The 16,843-nt window shown below is 68.9% G+C and carries 16 protein-coding genes; 7 read left to right on the forward strand and 9 right to left on the reverse strand.

Annotation, left to right across the window (positions count from 1 at the left end):
- Positions 1–77: 77 nt before the first annotated feature.
- The 3 genes from ACNS84_RS04300 to purS are packed head-to-tail and all read right to left on the reverse strand — an operon-like array spanning position 78 to position 1,450.
- Complete coding sequence (locus ACNS84_RS04300) at positions 78–470, reverse strand: VOC family protein (RefSeq protein ID WP_435073602.1); 393 nt, start codon at positions 468–470, stop codon at positions 78–80.
- 54 nt (positions 471–524) lie between these two features.
- The gene (gene purQ / locus ACNS84_RS04305; RefSeq protein ID WP_435073603.1) at positions 525–1,202 is read right to left on the reverse strand and encodes a phosphoribosylformylglycinamidine synthase I; all 678 of its coding nucleotides are present in this window, start codon (positions 1,200–1,202) and stop codon (positions 525–527) included.
- The gene (gene purS, locus ACNS84_RS04310) at positions 1,199–1,450 is read right to left on the reverse strand and encodes a phosphoribosylformylglycinamidine synthase subunit PurS (protein WP_435073604.1); all 252 of its coding nucleotides are present in this window, start codon (positions 1,448–1,450) and stop codon (positions 1,199–1,201) included. Before purS ends, purQ begins: the two co-directional genes overlap by 4 nt.
- 179 nt (positions 1,451–1,629) lie before the next feature.
- Between purS and ACNS84_RS04315 the strand changes: the two genes are divergently transcribed.
- Together ACNS84_RS04315 and ACNS84_RS04320 are read left to right on the forward strand one after the other, a co-directional pair.
- On the forward strand, positions 1,630–2,613 hold the full coding sequence (locus ACNS84_RS04315; RefSeq protein ID WP_435073605.1) for a formyltetrahydrofolate deformylase: 984 nt from the start codon (positions 1,630–1,632) through the stop codon (positions 2,611–2,613).
- A gap of 67 nt (positions 2,614–2,680) precedes the next feature.
- On the forward strand, positions 2,681–2,869 hold the full coding sequence (locus tag ACNS84_RS04320) for a hypothetical protein (protein WP_435073606.1): 189 nt from the start codon (positions 2,681–2,683) through the stop codon (positions 2,867–2,869).
- Between the two features lie 55 nt (positions 2,870–2,924).
- Here ACNS84_RS04320 and ACNS84_RS04325 read toward each other — a convergent pair whose 3' ends face one another.
- Positions 2,925–5,765: an ATP-dependent helicase gene (locus ACNS84_RS04325; RefSeq protein ID WP_435073607.1), complete on the reverse strand. Its 2,841-nt coding sequence runs from the start codon at positions 5,763–5,765 to the stop codon at positions 2,925–2,927.
- Positions 5,766–5,938: 173 nt separating this feature from the next.
- On the opposite strand from ACNS84_RS04325, the gene cmk reads away from it, so the two are divergent.
- Positions 5,939–6,553: a (d)CMP kinase gene (cmk, locus tag ACNS84_RS04330; RefSeq protein WP_435073608.1), complete on the forward strand. Its 615-nt coding sequence runs from the start codon at positions 5,939–5,941 to the stop codon at positions 6,551–6,553.
- Positions 6,554–6,653: 100 nt separating this feature from the next.
- On the forward strand, positions 6,654–7,151 hold the full coding sequence (locus ACNS84_RS04335; RefSeq protein WP_435073609.1) for an Lrp/AsnC family transcriptional regulator: 498 nt from the start codon (positions 6,654–6,656) through the stop codon (positions 7,149–7,151).
- Here the strand turns inward: ACNS84_RS04335 and ACNS84_RS04340 are convergent.
- The gene (locus ACNS84_RS04340) at positions 7,148–8,164 is read right to left on the reverse strand and encodes an amidohydrolase family protein (RefSeq protein WP_435073610.1); all 1,017 of its coding nucleotides are present in this window, start codon (positions 8,162–8,164) and stop codon (positions 7,148–7,150) included. The two genes, ACNS84_RS04335 and ACNS84_RS04340, sit on opposite strands and share 4 nt — an antisense overlap.
- A 320-nt stretch (positions 8,165–8,484) precedes the next feature.
- Between ACNS84_RS04340 and ACNS84_RS04345 the strand changes: the two genes are divergently transcribed.
- The 3 genes from ACNS84_RS04345 to ACNS84_RS04355 all read left to right on the forward strand — a co-directional run bounded on the left by ACNS84_RS04345 (position 8,485) and on the right by ACNS84_RS04355 (position 12,770).
- Positions 8,485–9,969 (forward strand): proton-conducting transporter transmembrane domain-containing protein, encoded by a 1,485-nt coding sequence (locus ACNS84_RS04345; protein WP_435073611.1) that lies wholly within the window; start codon positions 8,485–8,487, stop codon positions 9,967–9,969.
- On the forward strand, positions 9,959–12,361 hold the full coding sequence (locus ACNS84_RS04350; RefSeq protein ID WP_435073612.1) for a DUF2309 domain-containing protein: 2,403 nt from the start codon (positions 9,959–9,961) through the stop codon (positions 12,359–12,361). The genes ACNS84_RS04345 and ACNS84_RS04350 overlap by 11 nt, the downstream gene beginning before the upstream one ends.
- Positions 12,362–12,509: 148 nt before the next feature.
- Complete coding sequence (locus ACNS84_RS04355) at positions 12,510–12,770, forward strand: hypothetical protein (protein ID WP_435073613.1); 261 nt, start codon at positions 12,510–12,512, stop codon at positions 12,768–12,770.
- A 55-nt stretch (positions 12,771–12,825) separates the two neighbouring features.
- On the opposite strand, the gene ACNS84_RS04360 is transcribed toward ACNS84_RS04355, so the two are convergent.
- The 4 genes from ACNS84_RS04360 to ACNS84_RS04375 form a co-directional block, all read right to left on the reverse strand.
- A complete protein-coding gene (locus tag ACNS84_RS04360; RefSeq protein WP_435073614.1) occupies positions 12,826–13,209 on the reverse strand; it encodes a SaoD/DsrE family protein in 384 nt (127 codons plus the stop codon).
- A gap of 79 nt (positions 13,210–13,288) precedes the next feature.
- Positions 13,289–14,275, reverse strand: a complete 987-nt coding sequence (locus ACNS84_RS04365; protein WP_435073615.1) for a YncE family protein — start codon at positions 14,273–14,275, stop codon at positions 13,289–13,291.
- The gene (locus tag ACNS84_RS04370) at positions 14,272–15,369 is read right to left on the reverse strand and encodes a sulfurtransferase (RefSeq protein WP_435073616.1); all 1,098 of its coding nucleotides are present in this window, start codon (positions 15,367–15,369) and stop codon (positions 14,272–14,274) included. Before ACNS84_RS04370 ends, ACNS84_RS04365 begins: the two co-directional genes overlap by 4 nt.
- Positions 15,370–16,743 (reverse strand): beta-propeller fold lactonase family protein, encoded by a 1,374-nt coding sequence (locus tag ACNS84_RS04375; RefSeq protein WP_435073617.1) that lies wholly within the window; start codon positions 16,741–16,743, stop codon positions 15,370–15,372.
- Positions 16,744–16,843: the final 100 nt, after the last annotated feature.

A 16,843-nucleotide genomic window follows, 5' to 3' on the forward strand; every position in this document is an offset into this window, starting at 1 on the left:
ACCCTGTCGCTCGGGGGTCTTAAACGGCCGCAACTGGGCGAGGGTTGCTCGTGGGCGGCGGAGGCGCGCACCCCTCCTCACGCCTGCGCTGTTATCTCCACTCGGTACCCGAACGGGTCCCTGACGTACACCGCGGGCGACTCCCCGGTCGCACCGAGCGGCGAATCCATCGACTTCTCGATGTCGACGCCGGCCGCGTCAAGTTCGGCCTCAATTTCGTCGATCGACTCCTCAACGGCGACGGCGACGTGGTCGTAGTTCGTCGCCGTCGGCGGTTCAAACTCGTCGGTGGGCCAGAGATGGACGACTGCCGTCGCTGACAGTCGCACGTCGAAGAAGGGCTTCTCGCCGGCCGCGTACGGGTCGTCCTCGATGCCGAATCCGAGCCGCTCGCCGTAGAACTCTCTGGCGTCGTCGACGCCGTCCTCGGGGACCCGGAGGTTGACGTGGTCGATGTGGCGTGCCTGCATACCCGGAAATTGGGCGGTGCGGCGCAAAAAGGTGCGGCGGTGGCGACGGGGTCGTCAGGCGAACGCCTTCAGGATCCCCGCGCCGTCCGTACTCCGACCGAGGTCCGGCAGCGTGGCGCGCTCTGGATGGGGCATGAGGACGGCGACCGTCTCGCGCTCGCCGAGGACGCCGGCGACGTTGTCGGTGGAGCCGTTCGGGTTAGCCGCGTCGGTGACGTTCCCGTCGGCGTCGCAGTAGCGGAAGAGCACGCGGCCGTCGTCGACGAGGTCTGCGTGTGCCTCCTCGTCGATCTCGAAGCGACCCTCGCCGTGTGCGATGGGGACCTCGATCACGTCGCCCGCGTCGTACGCGGCGGTCCAGGGCGTGTCGTCGCGCTCGACCCGGAGGTGGACCGGCTCGCACTGGAACCGCGCCGAGGCGTTGGTGGTGAACGCGCCGGCGGTGAGGCCGGACTCCGCGCCGATCTGCGCGCCGTTGCAGACGCCGATGACGGGGACGCCGTCGGCGGCGGCCTCGCGGACATCGGCCATGATCGGGGCGCGTGCGGCCATCGCGCCGGCGCGGAGGTAGTCGCCGTACGAGAAGCCACCGGGGAGGACGATCCCCTCGGTGTCGGCCGGAAGGCCGTCCTCGTGCCAGACGCGCTCGGCGTCGATCCCGAGGTGCGCCAGCGCGCGGACCGCGTCGCGGTCGCAGTTCGAGCCGCCGAACTGGACGACGGCGACCGTCATCGTTCGGCGACCGCGACGTCGTAGTCGTGGATGGTCGGGTTCGCGAGGAGCCGCTCGGCCATCTCTTCGGCGCGGTCGGCGGCCTCGTCGGCGTCGGCCGCCTCGAGGTCCACCTCGAAGCGGTCGGCCGACCGGAGGTCCGACAGCTCGAACCCGAGGCGTTCGAGCGCCTGCTGGGTGGTCTCGGCTTCGGGATCGAGGACGCCCCGCTTCAGCCGGACCGTCACCGTCGCGGTGTAGGCAGTCATGAGCGATACTGCGAAGTCGTGTGTAAAAACCGTTTTGGAACGCCTTTAATATCCATGTTCGTGGATCTATATCGGTCGTTCAGCGGGAATCGAGACGAGAGAAGAACGAAAGGGGCAAACCCCTCCGCGTTCTGTGCCGAATGTATGCAGCCGCTCGAACCCCCGGAGGTGATCGTCGCATGACCCGCGAACTGACCGAAATCACGGTTGTCGGAGGAGACAAGACCGGCCTCATCGCGCGAGTCACCTCCCTGCTGTTCGAGCGGGGAATCAACATCGAGGACCTCGACCAGGCGGTCCGCGAGGGCGTCTTCCGGATGACGACCCGCGTGGACGCCTCCGAACTGGAGACCTCGCGGGGCGAGCTCCGCCGCGCACTCGCCGAGCTCGGCCGCGAACTCGACGTCGACATCCAGGTACGGTTCCCGAGCGACCGCGACGCGCGCCGGATCGCGCTGCTCGTCACGAAGGAGACGCACGCCCCCGAGGCGCTGCTCGAGGCCGAGGCCAACGAGGACCTCGCCGACGACGGCGAAGAGGCGGAGATTCCCGTCGTCATCGGCAACCGCGGTGACCTCCGATCGCTCGCGGAGCGCTACGACAAGCCCTTCTACGACGTGGGCGACGGCAACGGGAACACCGACGAGGGCCGGCTCCTCGACCTCCTCGCGGAGTACGACGTGGACCTCATCGCGCTGGCGCGCTACATGCGCATCCTCTCGCCCGAGGTGGTCTTCCGGTACGAGGGGCGCATCATCAACGTCCATCCCTCCCTGTTGCCGGCGTTCCCCGGTGCGGAGGCGTATCGGCAGGCGAAGGATGCCGGCGTTCGCATCGCGGGCGTCACCGCCCACTACGTGACGACCGACCTCGACCAGGGCCCGGTCATCGCTCAGCGCGCCTTCGACGTGCCGGCCGGTGCCGAGGTCGACGAGATCAAACGCCGCGGCCAGCCCCTCGAAGCCGACGTGCTCCTCTCGGCCGTCCGACTCCACCTGGCCGACGCCATCGCGATCCACCGCGGGACGGTCCACGTGCGCGAAGACGCCGAATTGGACGCCCAGCTCGGGCTGAGCGAGGCCGCGATCGATGCCAACCCCAATGAGCCGGTCGACGGGGAGCCGCTGTCTCGCTCCGGGGCGCCGACTGTCGAGAGCGACTGACCGGGCGGCGGAACGCGGTCCGTCCGCTGGTCACATTTTTAAGCCGTTTCCCGCGTAGGTAGTTACCATGTCACCGGCTCGGTCGGTCGCGCGGCTCCCCGCCGACTCCCGGGCCGCCGTTCGGAGTGGCGACCGCCTGATCCTGTTTCTCCTCCTGATCCTCTCGGTCGCGGCGCTCGCGGTGTTCCTCTACTACACTGCTCTGATACTCGGCGAGCTCCCGGACGTGCTCCCGGCGGCGGCGCAGTCCCTCTAATCGCATCGGCGCCGAGGGGGTGAGATCACCGAGCGGACGCGCGACTGGTCCGTCCCTATTCGGTTTCGTCCCCCTTGATGGACTCCATGACACGGGCGTGAAACTCCTGGAGGACCGCCGACTCGTCGTCGGCGAGCACCGTGTCGGAGTCGACCAGCGTCGCGAGCCCGAACGAGAGCGGGGTCGGCGACTCCACGGTGTGGTGGACGACGTCGACGTCGCCGTCGGCAATTTCGCCGAGCACCTCGCGGATGCCAGCGAGGTCGAGCCGGTCCTCCAGCAGTTCGCGGTACGTCTCCTCGATGACGGCGAACTCGTCGAGCCCGTCCGCGAAGGAGAGCAGCATCTCGGCCGAGACCTGCTGTTCGGCCGCCGTCTTCTCGTACCCCTTGTACCGCTTCAGAATGAGGAGCGATCGCGCCGCGTCGATCCGGAAGTAGCGCTGGAGGAGGTCAGTCCCCTGAACCGCCTCTCTGAGGTCTGCTCGGACCGTCTCGGGGTCCAGTTCGCGGATGATCCGTGTGACGTCGACCTTGCGGTTCAACGGGAGCGCGAGCGAGAAGCCGCGGTCGGCGACCGCGACCGCGACGTTCGCGTCCGTGCGGTTCGCGACCGCGGCGCCGACGAGCCGCGAGAGGCCGTCGTTGAAGCGTCGGCCGTAGTTGGCGTGGACGTAGAACCGGCGCTTGTACTGGGCGCGGTCGAGTTCTTCTTCCACGACGAGCCGGGAGGGTGTGGGGACGCTCTCGGCGCCGGCGTACGCCACCTGCTCGTCGTACATCCGCGTTATCGCCCTGACCGCGTTGCCGTCGAGGGGGAACTCTCGGAGCCACGCGCGGACAGCCGGCGGACCGCCCTCGGACAGGCGGTCGAGTAACTCCCCTTGAAACGCCAGCACCTCGCGCGCGAGGTCGTACGAGAGCGGCAGCCGCTCGGAGTACCACGAGGGGACGGTGGGGCGCTCGCTCGTCCGGTCGACGTACACCTTCGAGCCGCGGCGGTACCGGAAGGCGAATCGCTCGCCGCCCAGCGTGAACACGTCGCCGGACTCCAGCGTGTCGAGGTAGCTCTCGTCGAGCGTGCCGACCCGCTCGTCGTCGCGGGTGTAGATCTGACAGCTGAACGAGTCCGGAATCGTCCCGACGTTCGTCATGTAGATGACCCGCGCGAGGCGCCCGCGCTTCCCGACGAGCAGTTCGCCGACCGGGTGCTCCTCGTGGTGGTGTTGGCCCTCCGGCGGGTCGTTCTCGTCGCGCCACACCTTCGGGTAGACGTGCCGGTCTTCGAGCCCCTCGTAGTCGGCCGTGAGGTAGCGCATGAGCCGTTCGTACTCCGTCTCGCCGAAGTCGCGGTACGGATGCGCGCGCCGGAGGGTCTCCCGGACCTCGCGGTCGGGGCGGATCCGGTTTATCGCCATTCCGTAAACGTGCTGGGCGGCCACGTCGTAGGCCCCCTTCGGGAGGAAGACGCGGTCGACGAACCCGTCCTCGGCGCAGGCGAGCATCGCGGCGCACTCCACCAGCTCGTCGCGGTCGAGCGCGAACACCCGCCCCTCGACCGTCTCGCCGGGGCTGTGTCCCGCGCGGCCGACGCGCTGGAGAAGCGCCGCGACCGACTTCGGCGAGCCGACCTGCACCACCAGGTCGAGGTGGGGCATGTCGATGCCGAGTTCGAGGCTCGTCGAGGTGGTCACCACGTCGAGGTCGCCGCTTTTCAGACCCTCCTCGATCCGCGTTCGCTGTCCCTCGCCGAGGCTCCCGTGGTGACATCCTGAGTCCGACTCGTCATAGCCGAACCGCTCGCGGAGCTCCTGGAGGGTACGCTCGGCGCCCGACCGGGAGTTCGTGAACACAAGCGTGTTCTCGTGGTCGTCGATCAGCTCGTGCAGCGCGTCGTAGAACCGGTCGGTGACGACGGACCGGGGCGTGTGGACCAGATCGGCCGCCGGCGTCCGGAGTTCGAGGTCGAACTCCCGGACGAACCGCGCGTCCACCAGTTCGTACGGCCGCGGTTCGAGCCCCGCGGGATCGCCGACCTCACCGGAGACGCGCTCGCGACCCACGAGGAACTCCGCGACCTCGTCGAGCGGCTCCACCGTCGCCGAGCAGCCGATCCGTGTCGGCGAACCGTCCGCCATATCGGTGAGCCGCTCCAGCGAGACGGCGAGGTGCGTGCCGCGCTTGTTGGCCGCCAGCGAGTGGATCTCGTCGACGATGACGTACTCGACGGTCCGGAGCTTCTCCTTGAACTTCGGGGAGTTGAGCAGGATAGCCAGCGTCTCCGGCGTGGTGTTGAGCACGTGGGGCGTCTCCTCCAGCATCGCCTGTCGATCCGCCTTGCTCGTGTCGCCGTGGCGGATCGCCTGTCGGACGCCGGGGTCGGGAGCGTCTCCGTTCGCGTCCCCCTCTCCGTTCGCGTCTCCGACCCCGGTCCCGCGAGTCATCTCCGCTGCGATCCCGTCGATCGGGACTTCGAGGTTCCGCTTGATGTCGTTCGCGAGCGACTTCAGCGGCGAGACGTAGAGGCAGTAGACGGAGTTCTCCAGCGTTCCGGCCCGCTCGCGGGAGAAGAGGTCGTCGAGCACGGCGGTGAAGGAGGCGAGCGTCTTCCCGCTCCCGGTCGGCGCGGCGACGAGGCAGTTCCGACCCTCGTCGACGTGGGGGATCGCCTCGCGCTGCGGCGGGGTGAAGAAGCCGCCGTTCTCGCCGACGTACGCGCCGAACTCGGAGACCCACCACCGGCGGACTGCCGGGGTGAGCCGGTTTAGCACGTCGGCGTCGGGGAGCGGCACCGTCCCGGGGTCGAACTCGACGTCCGGGGCGTCCGTACCGAGCGCCTCTCGGAGGAGCGCTCGCGCAGAGGGGCACTCTTCCCCGCGGTCCGTCAGTTCGCTCACTACGTCGTTCGTGGGCGCGCGAAGGGATATTGGTTGTGTCGACGACGGTGATCGACCGTAGCGACGCGGGAGACGCGACTGGTAAGTGGCTGGATGCATGCCCGCCGGCGACGCCTGCGTTCGAGCGTGCGAACCGGCCCGTTTATCCGCGATCCGTCCGTGGCGGCGCACGTATGAGTGGAACCTCGCCGGCACCGGAGCAGGAGATCGACCGTAACCTGTTCATCACCGTCTCCGGACCGCCGGGCTGCGGGGCGACGACGCTGGTAGAGGCGCTCGCGGAGGCGCTCGACTGCGGCTACGTCTCCGGGGGCGAACTGTTCCGAGAGATCGCCGCCGAGCGCGACATGAGTCTCTCGCAGCTGATCGCGAAGACTGGGGAGTCGGAGGAGATCGACCGCGCGCTCGACCGACGGCTGCGTCGGATCGCGGAGAAGTGGGGCGCCGCGAACAAGGCGTTCATCTTGGAGTCGCGCCTCGCCGGCTGGATCGCCGGGAACCGCGCCGACGTCCGGATCTGGCTCGACGCACCAGACGAGGTGCGCGCCGATCGGACGCTCGACCGCGAGGAGATGACCTCGGAGATGCAGGTCCGCGAGGTCATCGAGGAGCAGCGCTACCAGTCGTACTACGGGATCGACCTCTCGGACCGGTCCATCTACGACCTCGCGATCAACACGGGGCGGTGGGACTCGGAGACTACGCTCGACATCGCGCTCACCGCGATCGAGGGGTACGACGTCGAGGCCGACGAGGGAGCCTTCGACACGCCCGACTTCGAGATCTGAGCCGTCGCCGCTCGCACGTTCAGGATGCCTCTGGCGGTCGGAGGTGCCGCCAAGCGCGCGACGTACAACAGTAAAGTAGCCATATCACGGAGTCTCGACCATGGCCGACAGAGAGATCGACGACGTCGACAAAGCGATCCTGTACGCGTTACAGGAGGACGCTCGGAACATGTCCTCGGGGGATATCGCGGAGCGAACCGGCACCTCGGACAGCACCGTCCGAAAGCGCATCCAGCGGCTCGAGGACGACGGCGTCGTCAAGGGGTACAGCGCGGACGTCGACTACCAGAAGTCCGGCTATCCGCTCCGGATGCTGCTCTACTGCACAGCGTCGATCGCAGAACGAGGCACGCTCATCGATGAGATTCTCTCCATCGAGGGCGTCGTCTCGGTCCAGGAGCTAGTCACCGGCGAGCAGAATCTCCTCGTGACCGCCGTCGGCGAGTCTGACAACGACATCACGCCCGTCGCACAGGAACTGCTCGACATGGGACTCGGCGTCACCGACGAGGTCCTCGTCCGGAGCCACGAGACGACGCCGTTCGGCGGATTTGACGGTGAGGGCGGCGACGGAAAGGGCGGCGGAGACGACGCTTAAACGACGACCCGCTCGACGTCGAGCGCGGACGCGCGTCGAACGACCGATTCGACCGGATCGGCGGAGTCGGCCAGGTTATCGGAGTCGCCGTCGAGGACGACGAGCGCCGCCCGACGGCCGGGTTCGATGACGCCGCAGTTGAGCCCGGCGATGTCGGCGCCTGCGGTCGTCGCCATCCGGAGCACCTCGCGGGCGGTCACGTCGAACCGCGTCGCCGTATAGGCCATCTCCCGGAACATCGACGGCCCGTTCAGCATCACGTTGTCCGTTCCGAGCGCGACCGTCGTGTGGTCGAGCAGGTCGGCTATCGGTGCATCCCCGACGCCGAGGGTGGTGTTGGCACGCGGGCAGACGGCGATGGGTATCGACCGCTCCGCGACGCGGTCGAGGTGCTCCTGCTCGGCGTGGACCATATGTACGAGGAGATCAGGGTCGAGGTCGATCGCAGGGTGGATGTCGGTCGCGTCAGGTTCGCCGGCGTGGATGGCGAACGGGACGCCGCGCCGCTCGCACGCGGCGCGCTCCGCGGCGAATTCGTCGTCGTTCGCGCCGGACGCTCCGTACCCGTCCGCGACGTCGAGGACAGACTCGTCGTCGCTCCCGAAGATGAACGGGTCGAACTCCAGCGGCTCCGCCGCCTCGCGGAGTGCGGTCGCCCCGAAGGTCCCGTTCTCCCGGAAGTCCAGACAGGTGATCGTCCCGGTACGCCGCATGAGTCGGAGCGTCCGTCGTATCGCCGCAACCAGGTCGGCGCGGTCGGCGGCGGCCAACCGTCGGTGTTTCACGCTCTCCGGCGGCGCCACCGCCTCGTCGAGCGACAGTCCGACGGCGGCCTCCTTCGCGACGGAGTCGCCCACGTGCGTGTGCGCATTGACGAACGCGGGCAGGATGATGTCGCTCGACGCCGCGGCCGTCTCCTCGACGGCTTCGATCCGACCGTCGTCGACGACGAGACGACCCTGAACCGGCTCGAAGGACTCTCCGGTGAGGATGGTCCCCGTGAGTTCTTCCATGGGGGCGTTCCGAACGGGAGAACGATATGGTTTTCTGCGCGCTTCTGTCGAACGACTCGGTAACGCTCGCGCGGTCGGATGACGAACCCGTCGCGACGTCATCCGCCCGTGACGCCGGCGTCGTGACCTGAGGACGATCGATACGGAATCGTCGCTATGGCGTGCGAATAACTATAATGTTCTTTAATAACAGTCTAACGAACGGATTGGGAATATAGATAAGCTTATTACCCAATCTGTTCTTGGAAGCGAGCGAGGACGACCAGGATCCGGTTTCCGGGATCGTACCGACCGCCGGGATCGGTCGTCCGCACCGAACGATGACAGGAGGAACCACCAGACCGACGATCGGAGCACTCCCGGACACGACGGCGGACTCACCGCTCGTGTCCGTCGCACTCACGTGGCTCGTGTGGACGCTGTTCGCCGCGAGCGTCGCGGCGCTCGCCGTCCGAACGCAGATCGGCGGCCCGTGGCAGGTTCCGGGAGTTGTCGCCGTCGACGGACTGACCGTCCTGATGTGGGTCGTCGTCACCTTCTTCGGCGGTATCGTCCTCAGCTACTCGCGGCGCTACATGGCGGGGAGCAGTCACGAGCGGCGGTTCTTCGTCGCCGCGTTCGGGTTCACGACGCTCGTCATGGCGCTCGTGGCGGCCGACCACGTCCTCCTGTTCGGGCTGCTGTGGGTCGCCATGGGGCTTGCGATGGCGGAGTTGATCGGGACGGTCAGCGGCTGGGAACAGGCGCGGGCGGCCGCGTCGGTCGCCCGGCGGTACTTCCTCGCGAGCAGCGCGCTGCTCGGCGTCGCGCTGACGGCGCTCTGGTGGACCACCGGGGCGACGACGATCAGCGGTGTCGCGGCGGCCGCCGACACGCTCGGCGGCGCCGCATGGGTCATCGCGGCCGGCGCGCTGGTCCTCGCGGCGATGATTCAGTCCGCGCTCGTCCCGTTCCACGGCTGGCTGCTCTCGTCGATGACTGCCCCCACGCCGGCGTCGGCGCTGATGCACGCCGGGTTCGTCAACGCGGGCGGTATCCTGCTCGTCCGGTTCGCGCCGGTCGTCACCGTCGACGCGACGCTCATGCTCGCGATAGTCGCGGTCGGCGCGGCGAGCGCGCTCCTCGGGAAGCTGTTTAAATCCGTCCAGTCGAACGTCAAAGGCGAATTGGGCTGCTCGACTGTCGGGCAGATGGGGTTCATGATCATGCAGGCCGGACTGGGCTTCTTCGGCGCGGCGATCACCCATCTCATCCTGCACGGCTTTTATAAGGCGTACCAGTTCCTCTCCGCGGGTAGCCGGGTCGCACGCGAGAGTCCGGAACGGAAATCGTCGCCCGCGTTGGGCGCCGGCGACGCGGCCGTGACGCTCGCGACCGGGTTGGCCGGGGGAGCACTGTTCGCGGTGCTGACGGGGAAGGGGACCGCCGCCGACAGCGGCCTCCTGCTCGCCCTGTTCGTGGTGATCACCACGCTTCACGCGTCGCGCAACGCCGTACAGCAGGCGTCGCTCCCGACGGCGGTCCGCTACGGGGCGGTCCCGCTGGTATTCCTTCCGGCCATCGCCGTCTACGCGCTCGTCTACCGCGCCGTCTCGGGGGTCCTATCGGATCTTCCCGTGGTCGCGGCGCCCACCGAACTGACCGCGCTTCACGGGCTCGTCGCCGCCGTGTTCCTGGCCGTCTACGTCGTCACGGAGGCCGGGGTCCACAAGCGGAGCGGGCGGCTCTACGTGCTACTGCTGAACGCCGGCCAGCCGGCGTCGCGGACCGTTCTGACCGACACGGAGGATTACAGTGAGTACTAACACCACCATCGAAGACGACATCGACGACGCGGCCGCGACCGTTGGCTCGGTCTGGCCCGTCCACTCGTTCGTGACGGCGAACCCCCTCTCGGGGTTCGAGAACCTCCCGTTCGGGGAGGCAGTGACACAGGCCACCTCCTTGTTGGGCGGTCGCGGGTACCCGAGCCCCGAGACGTTCCGCGCAGCGCTCGACGGCGACCGGATCGATCGGGAGCGCCTCGACGCGGAACTCGCGGCACGGGGGTTCGACGACGACCCGGACGCGCTGCTCGACCGCATGGACGTCGACGTCGAGTCGGACGCCACGGACCCGGTCGTGGAGCGCGCCGAGCGCGTCCTGACGAAGTGGCTGTCAGCCTTCCTCGACGAGGGACGCGCCAAGTGGTCGATGCCAGATCGGGAGGACGGGTTCTACGAGGCGTTCCGCACGGTGGCCGCGTTCGACGGCGACGTGCCGGACGACGGCGTCGTCGCGTCGCTTCCCGAGACGCCGGTCGCGGCCATCGAGGCCGCTTTAGAGCCGTACCCGGAGAGCCAGTACGTCCCCATCTTCGAGGAGCAGTTGGCGGCGCTCCCGGGCTGGACCGGCCTGATCAAGCAGCGCGCCGCGGACGGCGGCGCGTGGCAGTCGGCCCACCCGATCACGCTCGCGGAGTATGTCGCGGTCCGCCTGTCGCTGCTCGACGGGTTCGGCGTCGACATCGAACCCTCCACCGGCCCCGACAGCACCGGTGCGGACCCGGGCGACGAGCTCGCGGAGGCGTTTCTGAGCGCGTGGGAGGCGAGCTATCGCGCCGAGCTCGTCGAGGGAGTCGCGGCCGAGAGCCGCTCGCTGTCCGACGGAGAGCCGGGTGACCGTCCCGACGCGCAGTTGGTCTTCTGTATCGACACCCGCTCGGAGCCGATCCGCCGCCACGTCGAGCGCGCGGGCGACTACGAGACCCACGGGTACGCCGGCTTCTTCGGCGTCCCCATGGAGTACCGCGAGTACGACGCCGAGGTATCGGTCGACGCCTGTCCACCCATTCTCGACGCGCAGCACCGTGTCAGCGAGGTCCCCGCTGACCGTGACGGCCAGGCGAGTCACGACCGGTGGACGGGCCTCCAGACGGCCGCAGAGACGGTCGTCGACGCGCTACGGTCGAACCCCGCCGGCGCCTTCGGGTTCGTCGAGAGCGCGGGCGGCGGGTACGGGGCGGCGCTCGCGGCCCGGACACTCCTTCCCGGCCGCGTGCGCGACCTGCTGCGGAGCGCCGACGACGCGGTGCCCGCCGACCACGAGTTCTGCGAGCAGGTCGTCGATCACCAGCACACCTACGCCGGCGATCTCCCGGTGGGCCTGACGCGCGAGGAGCGCGTCGAGTACGCCGCGACCGCCTTCGACCTGATGGGCTGGGAGTCGTTCGGTCGGCTCGTCGCCTTCGTCGGTCACGCGAGCGAGACGGCCAACAACCCGTACGACTCGAGCCTGGACTGCGGCGCGTGCGCCGGCAACCCCGGCGGGCCGAACGCCCGCGTCCTCGCGGCGATCTGCAACGACGCCGAGGTGAGGGCCGCGCTGCGCGACCGGGGCCTTGCGCTCCCGGTCGACACCGTCTTCGTCGCCGGGGAGCACAACACGACGACCGACGAAATCGAGCTGTACGGCGACGTGCCCGAGAGCCACGCGGCGGACCTCGAACGCCTGCGCGCGGACCTGGCCGAGGCCCGCGAGAGCGCGGCCGCCGAGCGCGTCGCGTCGACGGACGCCGACGCCGCCGCGAGCGTCAGGGAAACAGAAAAGCGCGCGGCCGACTGGGCCGAGACGCGTCCCGAGTGGGGGCTCGCGGGCAACGCCGGCTTCGTCGTCGGCCCCCGCGGCCTGACGAGCGACCTCGACCTCGACGGCCGCGTGTTCCTCCACTCGTACGACTGGTCGACCGACGCCGACGGCGACGCGCTCGAAGCGATCCTCACGGGGCCGATGGTGGTTACTCAGTGGATCAACGCCCAGTACTACTTCTCGACCGTCGACAACGCGGTCTACGGGAGCGGGTCGAAGGTGACCCAGAACCCGGTCGGCAACGTCGGCGTGTATCAGGGCAACGGCGGCGACCTGATGACCGGCCTGCCACACCAGTCGGTGATGGCCGACGGCGACGACCCCTACCACCAGCCGCTTCGGCTCTCGACGGTGGTCCACGCGCCGGTCGAGCGCGTGACGGAGGTCGTGACATCACACGAGGGCGTGACAGAGCTGCTGGACAACGACTGGCTCTCGCTCACCGTCGTCGACCCGACGCAGGACCACCGCGCGTTCCAGTACGAGCGCGGTGCAAACTGGCAGCCGATGTCCGAGTCGGCCCCTGCCGAGCAGGCAGAGCCGGTCGCCCCGATGGTCGCCGACGACTGAACGGTCGCCCGGCCGGCCGCGGACGACTGAACGGCCGCCGATCGGTCGCGGACGACTGCGGACCCCGTCACCACGTGACCAAGTCCGACTCTCGGGCTCGACTCCGGTCGCTGGATGGTTTATACGACCGTCTCCCGATACTACGCTCATGTCGTTACCGCCGTTCATCGACCCGGAATCGGGAGAGTTGGACCTCGATCAGATCTGGACCGAAGTGTTTCCGATCGCCGGGCTCGTCCTCTTGTTCGGAGGGATCGCGCTCCTCCTGTTTCTGCTCACACTGCTGGTCGGCCCCGGGCGGTTGCTCGCGGGCTTCCTGACCGTCGTGTCGCAGTTCGTGCTGGTCGTTGGGACGGGCATCGTGCTGATGTACGTTATCGCCCGCGGGATCCAGCTCGCCGACGAGTGACCGGCGCTCGCGAGCGCTCCGTCGCAGAGGATCGAAATCCGTCCGTCGCGACCGGCTACAGCGTGATCACGTGGTCGACGCCGACCTCGCCGAGCGCGGCGTAGAGGTCGGGGAAGCAGCCGACCGTCACGCCCTCGACCGTGTTCGTCGGCTCGTAGTGGTCGCGGCCGTGCTCGTCGGTGTGGTCGAACTCGGCGAGTCCGCGACGGGTCGCGCACTGGTCACACAGCATGAGGAGCATCTCCCGGTCGGCCGCGACGTCGGCGAGTCGCTGCCCGAGCGGGTCCTCCTCGCGGAGCGCGTAGGTGTTGTCGTGGAAGAAGAACATCCCGACGACGTCGACGCCGTGGGCATCGGCCTCCAGCTGCGGGAGGATCATGTCCCCGAGCACGTAGTCGATGGTCTGTCCGGCCGTCGCGAAGACGTAGGCGACCTTCATACCGCGGGGACGACGGACCGGGACATGGCTTCGCGGACACCGGCAGATTCTCCCGTCATCTACGACGGCGACCGATGGGTCAGACCACCACGGAGCCGAACGGGTACGCCGGGGTTTCGGCGGTCCAAACCGGGCCATCCGCGAGGTCCACCAGCGAGATCAGGTCGTCGTCGTAGTGGGAGACGACCAGTCGGTCGTCGACGCGAGTCGCGGCGAGGGCCGGTGCCGGGGTCTCGACGACCGAACCCGCGAGCGACCGGAGGTGGTCGGCGGCCGCGTCGAGCACCCACCACTCGCCGTCGATTCGGAACAGGTCGACGGGACGGGCGAAGCCCTCGTGGATCTCCACGAGACCGAGGTCGCGGTCGAACTCGTGGACGACGCCGTCGCCGCGACCGGGGACGAACACCCGGTCGTCGGTGACGACGAGATCGTACGGGTCCGTGCCGACCGCCGCCTCACAGAGAACTGGATCGGTGTCGGGGGAGTCTGTGTCGGCGGCTCGCTCGGGATCGAAGGCGACGACGCGTGCCCCCGTCTGATCGACGGCGTAGCCGCGGGCCCCGTCGGGTCCGACCGCGACACCCTGCACGCGGGCAGTGACTCCGACGTCGACGGCACCGAGTCGTTCGTGAGCCACCGGATCGACAACGTCGACGACGCCCTCGCGGCGGCTTCCGGCGTAGAGCCGTCGACCGTCAGGAGAGACGGCGACCTCGTGGGGCTCGGCGCCGACTGCGATCCGATCGACGAGCGTCAGCGACTCGGGGTCGACGACGGCGAGCGCGTCGCCGGCGGTACAGGAGACGAACAGTTCCTCGTTCGCGGTCGCGAAGTGGGAGGGGCCGAGCACGCCCGTCTCGATCCGCGTGACCGCTCCGTCCGGGCCGACCGCGGTGACCGCCCGCTCTCCCATGGTCGCGACGAACGTCCGGCCGCGGTGGGTCGTCGCGTGGACCGGGTGGCTCCCGACCGGGACTTCGCCGAGCGGGTCGCCCGCGGCGAGCGAAAACAGCGCGAGGACGTCGTCGCCCTCGCAGGGGACGGCGACGATGCGATCGGTCATCCGGTACAGGAGAAGTCGCCGCCGTCGTCGTCGCCGCCGACGCTCCCCTCCGTCTCGATCACGACGCTCGTGGCGGTCTCGACGGGGTACCGACCCCGGTCGCCCTCGACGTTCGCCCACTCGCCGAACCCGCCGTCGTACACGCGCACGTCCTCGAACCTGACCGCCCGCAGCGACAGCCACGTCGACGTGGGATCGACGTTTTCGTCGCCGTAGACGACGACGGTGCCCGTACGGTCCAACTCCGCCTCGCCCTCGTACAGCTGTATGAGGCGGCCCGGCTCCGTCATTCGCCGGCCGGAGACGTTCCCCACCCAGTGGATACCCACCGCGCCGGGGAGATGTCCGTGGCGGTCGTGGTCGGAATCGAGCGCATCGGAGCCGGGCGCGCCGAGGTACGCCTCCGGGACGCGGACGTCGACGAGGCCGGGATTCTCACCCTCGACCGCCCCGACTCGGTCGGCTAGCCACTCGCGAGTGACCCACACCGACTCCGCGGGGTCGGGATCGTACTCGGTCGGCGCGATCCGGTTTCGATCGCCCGTCCCGATCCGGCCGTTCCACCCGTAAAGGCCGCCGTTGAGGGCGTGTATATCCCCATCGTGGCCCAACACCGCGAGCGCGAAGGCGGTCCGAGTGACCCGCGACCCGACGCTCGCGCCGTAGACGAGGACGTCATCCTCGGGCGAGACGCCGATATCACCGAACGCGTCGGCGATTGTCTCGGTGTCAGGGACTACGCCGGCGTCCGTCGACTCCTGGGCCGTGATCGCGTCGAACGGGACGCGTCTGGCCCCGTAGATCCGCTCGGTTCGGAAGTTCGCCTGATCGCGGGCGTCGAGGACGACGACGTCCTCGCGGTTGTCGGCGAGCCAGCTCGGCCCGACGAAGTGGGCGACGTTCCCGGTGACCTCGTTCTGCGCGGCGACATCGGCAGGGGTGGTGACGCCGAGGCAGCCGGCGGTGCTCGCCGCACCGACGACTGTCGCACCTGCCGCGGCCCGGAGGAGCCCGCGACGGCTCGTTGCCGAGTCGTTCCCGTCACCCTCCATGTGATCCTCTCGTTCGTCGCCCGGGGTGGTGTCGCGAGCCATCTACCCGCAGTAGCAGTGATCGTCCATGCACCAAGACGCCTCCATATCGCCGAACGTGATGCCAAGCGAGGCGAGCGACGCCTGGATACTCGACACCGCGTCGCCCTCCGGGCGGACCGTCCCACCGACCGCACCGGTGGGAGCCTCGCCGACGCCGACCGTCGCGACGACCTCGCGGCTCGCGTGGTCGATAACGGCGACGTGGTTCGCGTCCTGCACCGGGACGTACAGCTTCTCACGATTCGGTCCCCACGCCCCGGCGATGCTACTGCCGCCGACGTCGAGGGTCGTCTCGTACTCGTTCGCCTCCAGATCGATCACCCCGACGCCCTCACCCGGAATGAAGAGGTACGCCGCGGTGTTGTCCGGGGCGACCTCACTCGTGATCGGGGCGCCCGGAAGCCCGTCGTCACGGGTGATCTTCGCGATTTCCTCGGGATTTTCCGGATCGGAGATGTCCCAGACGCTCTCGGAGCCCTGGCGGGGGACCTCGGGGTCGCCGCCGAGGGTTCCCTCGCCGTTCTCGACGAGGAGGAGCTCACCGTCGAACGAGGCGGTACACATGAACGGGAGAACGTTCCCCTCGGTGACCGGCTCGCCGGCGTCAACCCGCGACACCGTCTCGAACGGATCGACGCTCAGCACGCGGATCGCCTCGTCTGCCACGTCCACGGCGAAGGCGTAGTCGCCGTTCGGGCCGAGCGTCATGTCACAGGGACCGACGTAGTCGGTGTCTATCCGGGCGGTCACCTCGCCGAAGGTGTCGCTGTCGCGGTCCGCGTCGACGCGGAATATCGCGTGGGACTGGTCGCCCTCGGGCTCCATGCCGGTCGTCCCGCCGGAGGCGATCAAGAGGTGGTCGCCCGCGGGAGTTACGTTCGGATAGTTCGGCCCGTATCCCGTCTCGACGTAGGCGAGTTCTTCGAGCGTGCGCTGGTCGAAGGCCCGGACGCCGCCGGAGACGTTCAGCCAGAGCACGTCGTGCTCGTCGTCGATGCCGGTCGAGTACTGGTTGGCCGGAAAGGAAGCGGTCGTTCCGAGGAAGGTGCTGGTGAGCAGTTCGTCGCTTTCCGTATCGATGACGCTCAGAGTCCGGTCGCCGTTGTTGAACACGAACATCGTCGGCGCAGGCTCATCGCCGCCACCGCCGTCGCCCGAACACCCGGCCAGCGCCGTCGTCGCGCCGACGGTGCCGGAGGCCTGCAGCAATCGCCGTCGGTCGATCCCGTCGGCGAAGGGGTTGCGGCGATCGGCGTTCGCCAACTCGCTTCCCTTCGCGGGGCGAGCCGCCGAGCCGTCCGCGGCGCGCGTCGACTCGTCGGTGGAGGCATGGCGCGCCGATTCGGTTGTCCCGCAATCGCAGTGGTCGCTCATAGGTCTGCCACGCGTTTCCCGAGTAAAACGCTCCCGAAGGCGCGGTTCGTTGCCCCCTGTGCCGCATAGGGGCAAATGTTATCGCTTTCTCTGATTGGCA

This window comes from Halorubrum wangae (genome assembly GCF_051194135.1).
GTDB lineage: Archaea > Halobacteriota > Halobacteria > Halobacteriales > Haloferacaceae > Halorubrum.

Excerpts from the sequence above, each read along its gene's own strand:
- ACNS84_RS04360 (WP_435073614.1), bottom strand. The coding sequence starts at position 13,209 with ATGAAGGTCGCCTACGTCTTCGCGACGGCCGGACAGACCATCGACTAC.
- ACNS84_RS04365 (WP_435073615.1), bottom strand. The coding sequence starts at position 14,275 with ATGACCGATCGCATCGTCGCCGTCCCCTGCGAGGGCGACGACGTCCTC.
- ACNS84_RS04370 (WP_435073616.1), bottom strand. The coding sequence starts at position 15,369 with ATGGCTCGCGACACCACCCCGGGCGACGAACGAGAGGATCACATGGAG.
- ACNS84_RS04345 (WP_435073611.1), top strand. The coding sequence starts at position 8,485 with ATGACAGGAGGAACCACCAGACCGACGATCGGAGCACTCCCGGACACG.
- ACNS84_RS04375 (WP_435073617.1), bottom strand. The coding sequence starts at position 16,743 with ATGAGCGACCACTGCGATTGCGGGACAACCGAATCGGCGCGCCATGCC.
- ACNS84_RS04300 (WP_435073602.1), bottom strand. The coding sequence starts at position 470 with ATGCAGGCACGCCACATCGACCACGTCAACCTCCGGGTCCCCGAGGAC.
- purQ (WP_435073603.1), bottom strand. The coding sequence starts at position 1,202 with ATGACGGTCGCCGTCGTCCAGTTCGGCGGCTCGAACTGCGACCGCGAC.
- ACNS84_RS04355 (WP_435073613.1), top strand. The coding sequence starts at position 12,510 with ATGTCGTTACCGCCGTTCATCGACCCGGAATCGGGAGAGTTGGACCTC.
- purS (WP_435073604.1), bottom strand. The coding sequence starts at position 1,450 with ATGACTGCCTACACCGCGACGGTGACGGTCCGGCTGAAGCGGGGCGTC.
- ACNS84_RS04335 (WP_435073609.1), top strand. The coding sequence starts at position 6,654 with ATGGCCGACAGAGAGATCGACGACGTCGACAAAGCGATCCTGTACGCG.
- cmk (WP_435073608.1), top strand. The coding sequence starts at position 5,939 with ATGAGTGGAACCTCGCCGGCACCGGAGCAGGAGATCGACCGTAACCTG.
- ACNS84_RS04315 (WP_435073605.1), top strand. The coding sequence starts at position 1,630 with ATGACCCGCGAACTGACCGAAATCACGGTTGTCGGAGGAGACAAGACC.
- ACNS84_RS04320 (WP_435073606.1), top strand. The coding sequence starts at position 2,681 with ATGTCACCGGCTCGGTCGGTCGCGCGGCTCCCCGCCGACTCCCGGGCC.
- ACNS84_RS04340 (WP_435073610.1), bottom strand. The coding sequence starts at position 8,164 with ATGGAAGAACTCACGGGGACCATCCTCACCGGAGAGTCCTTCGAGCCG.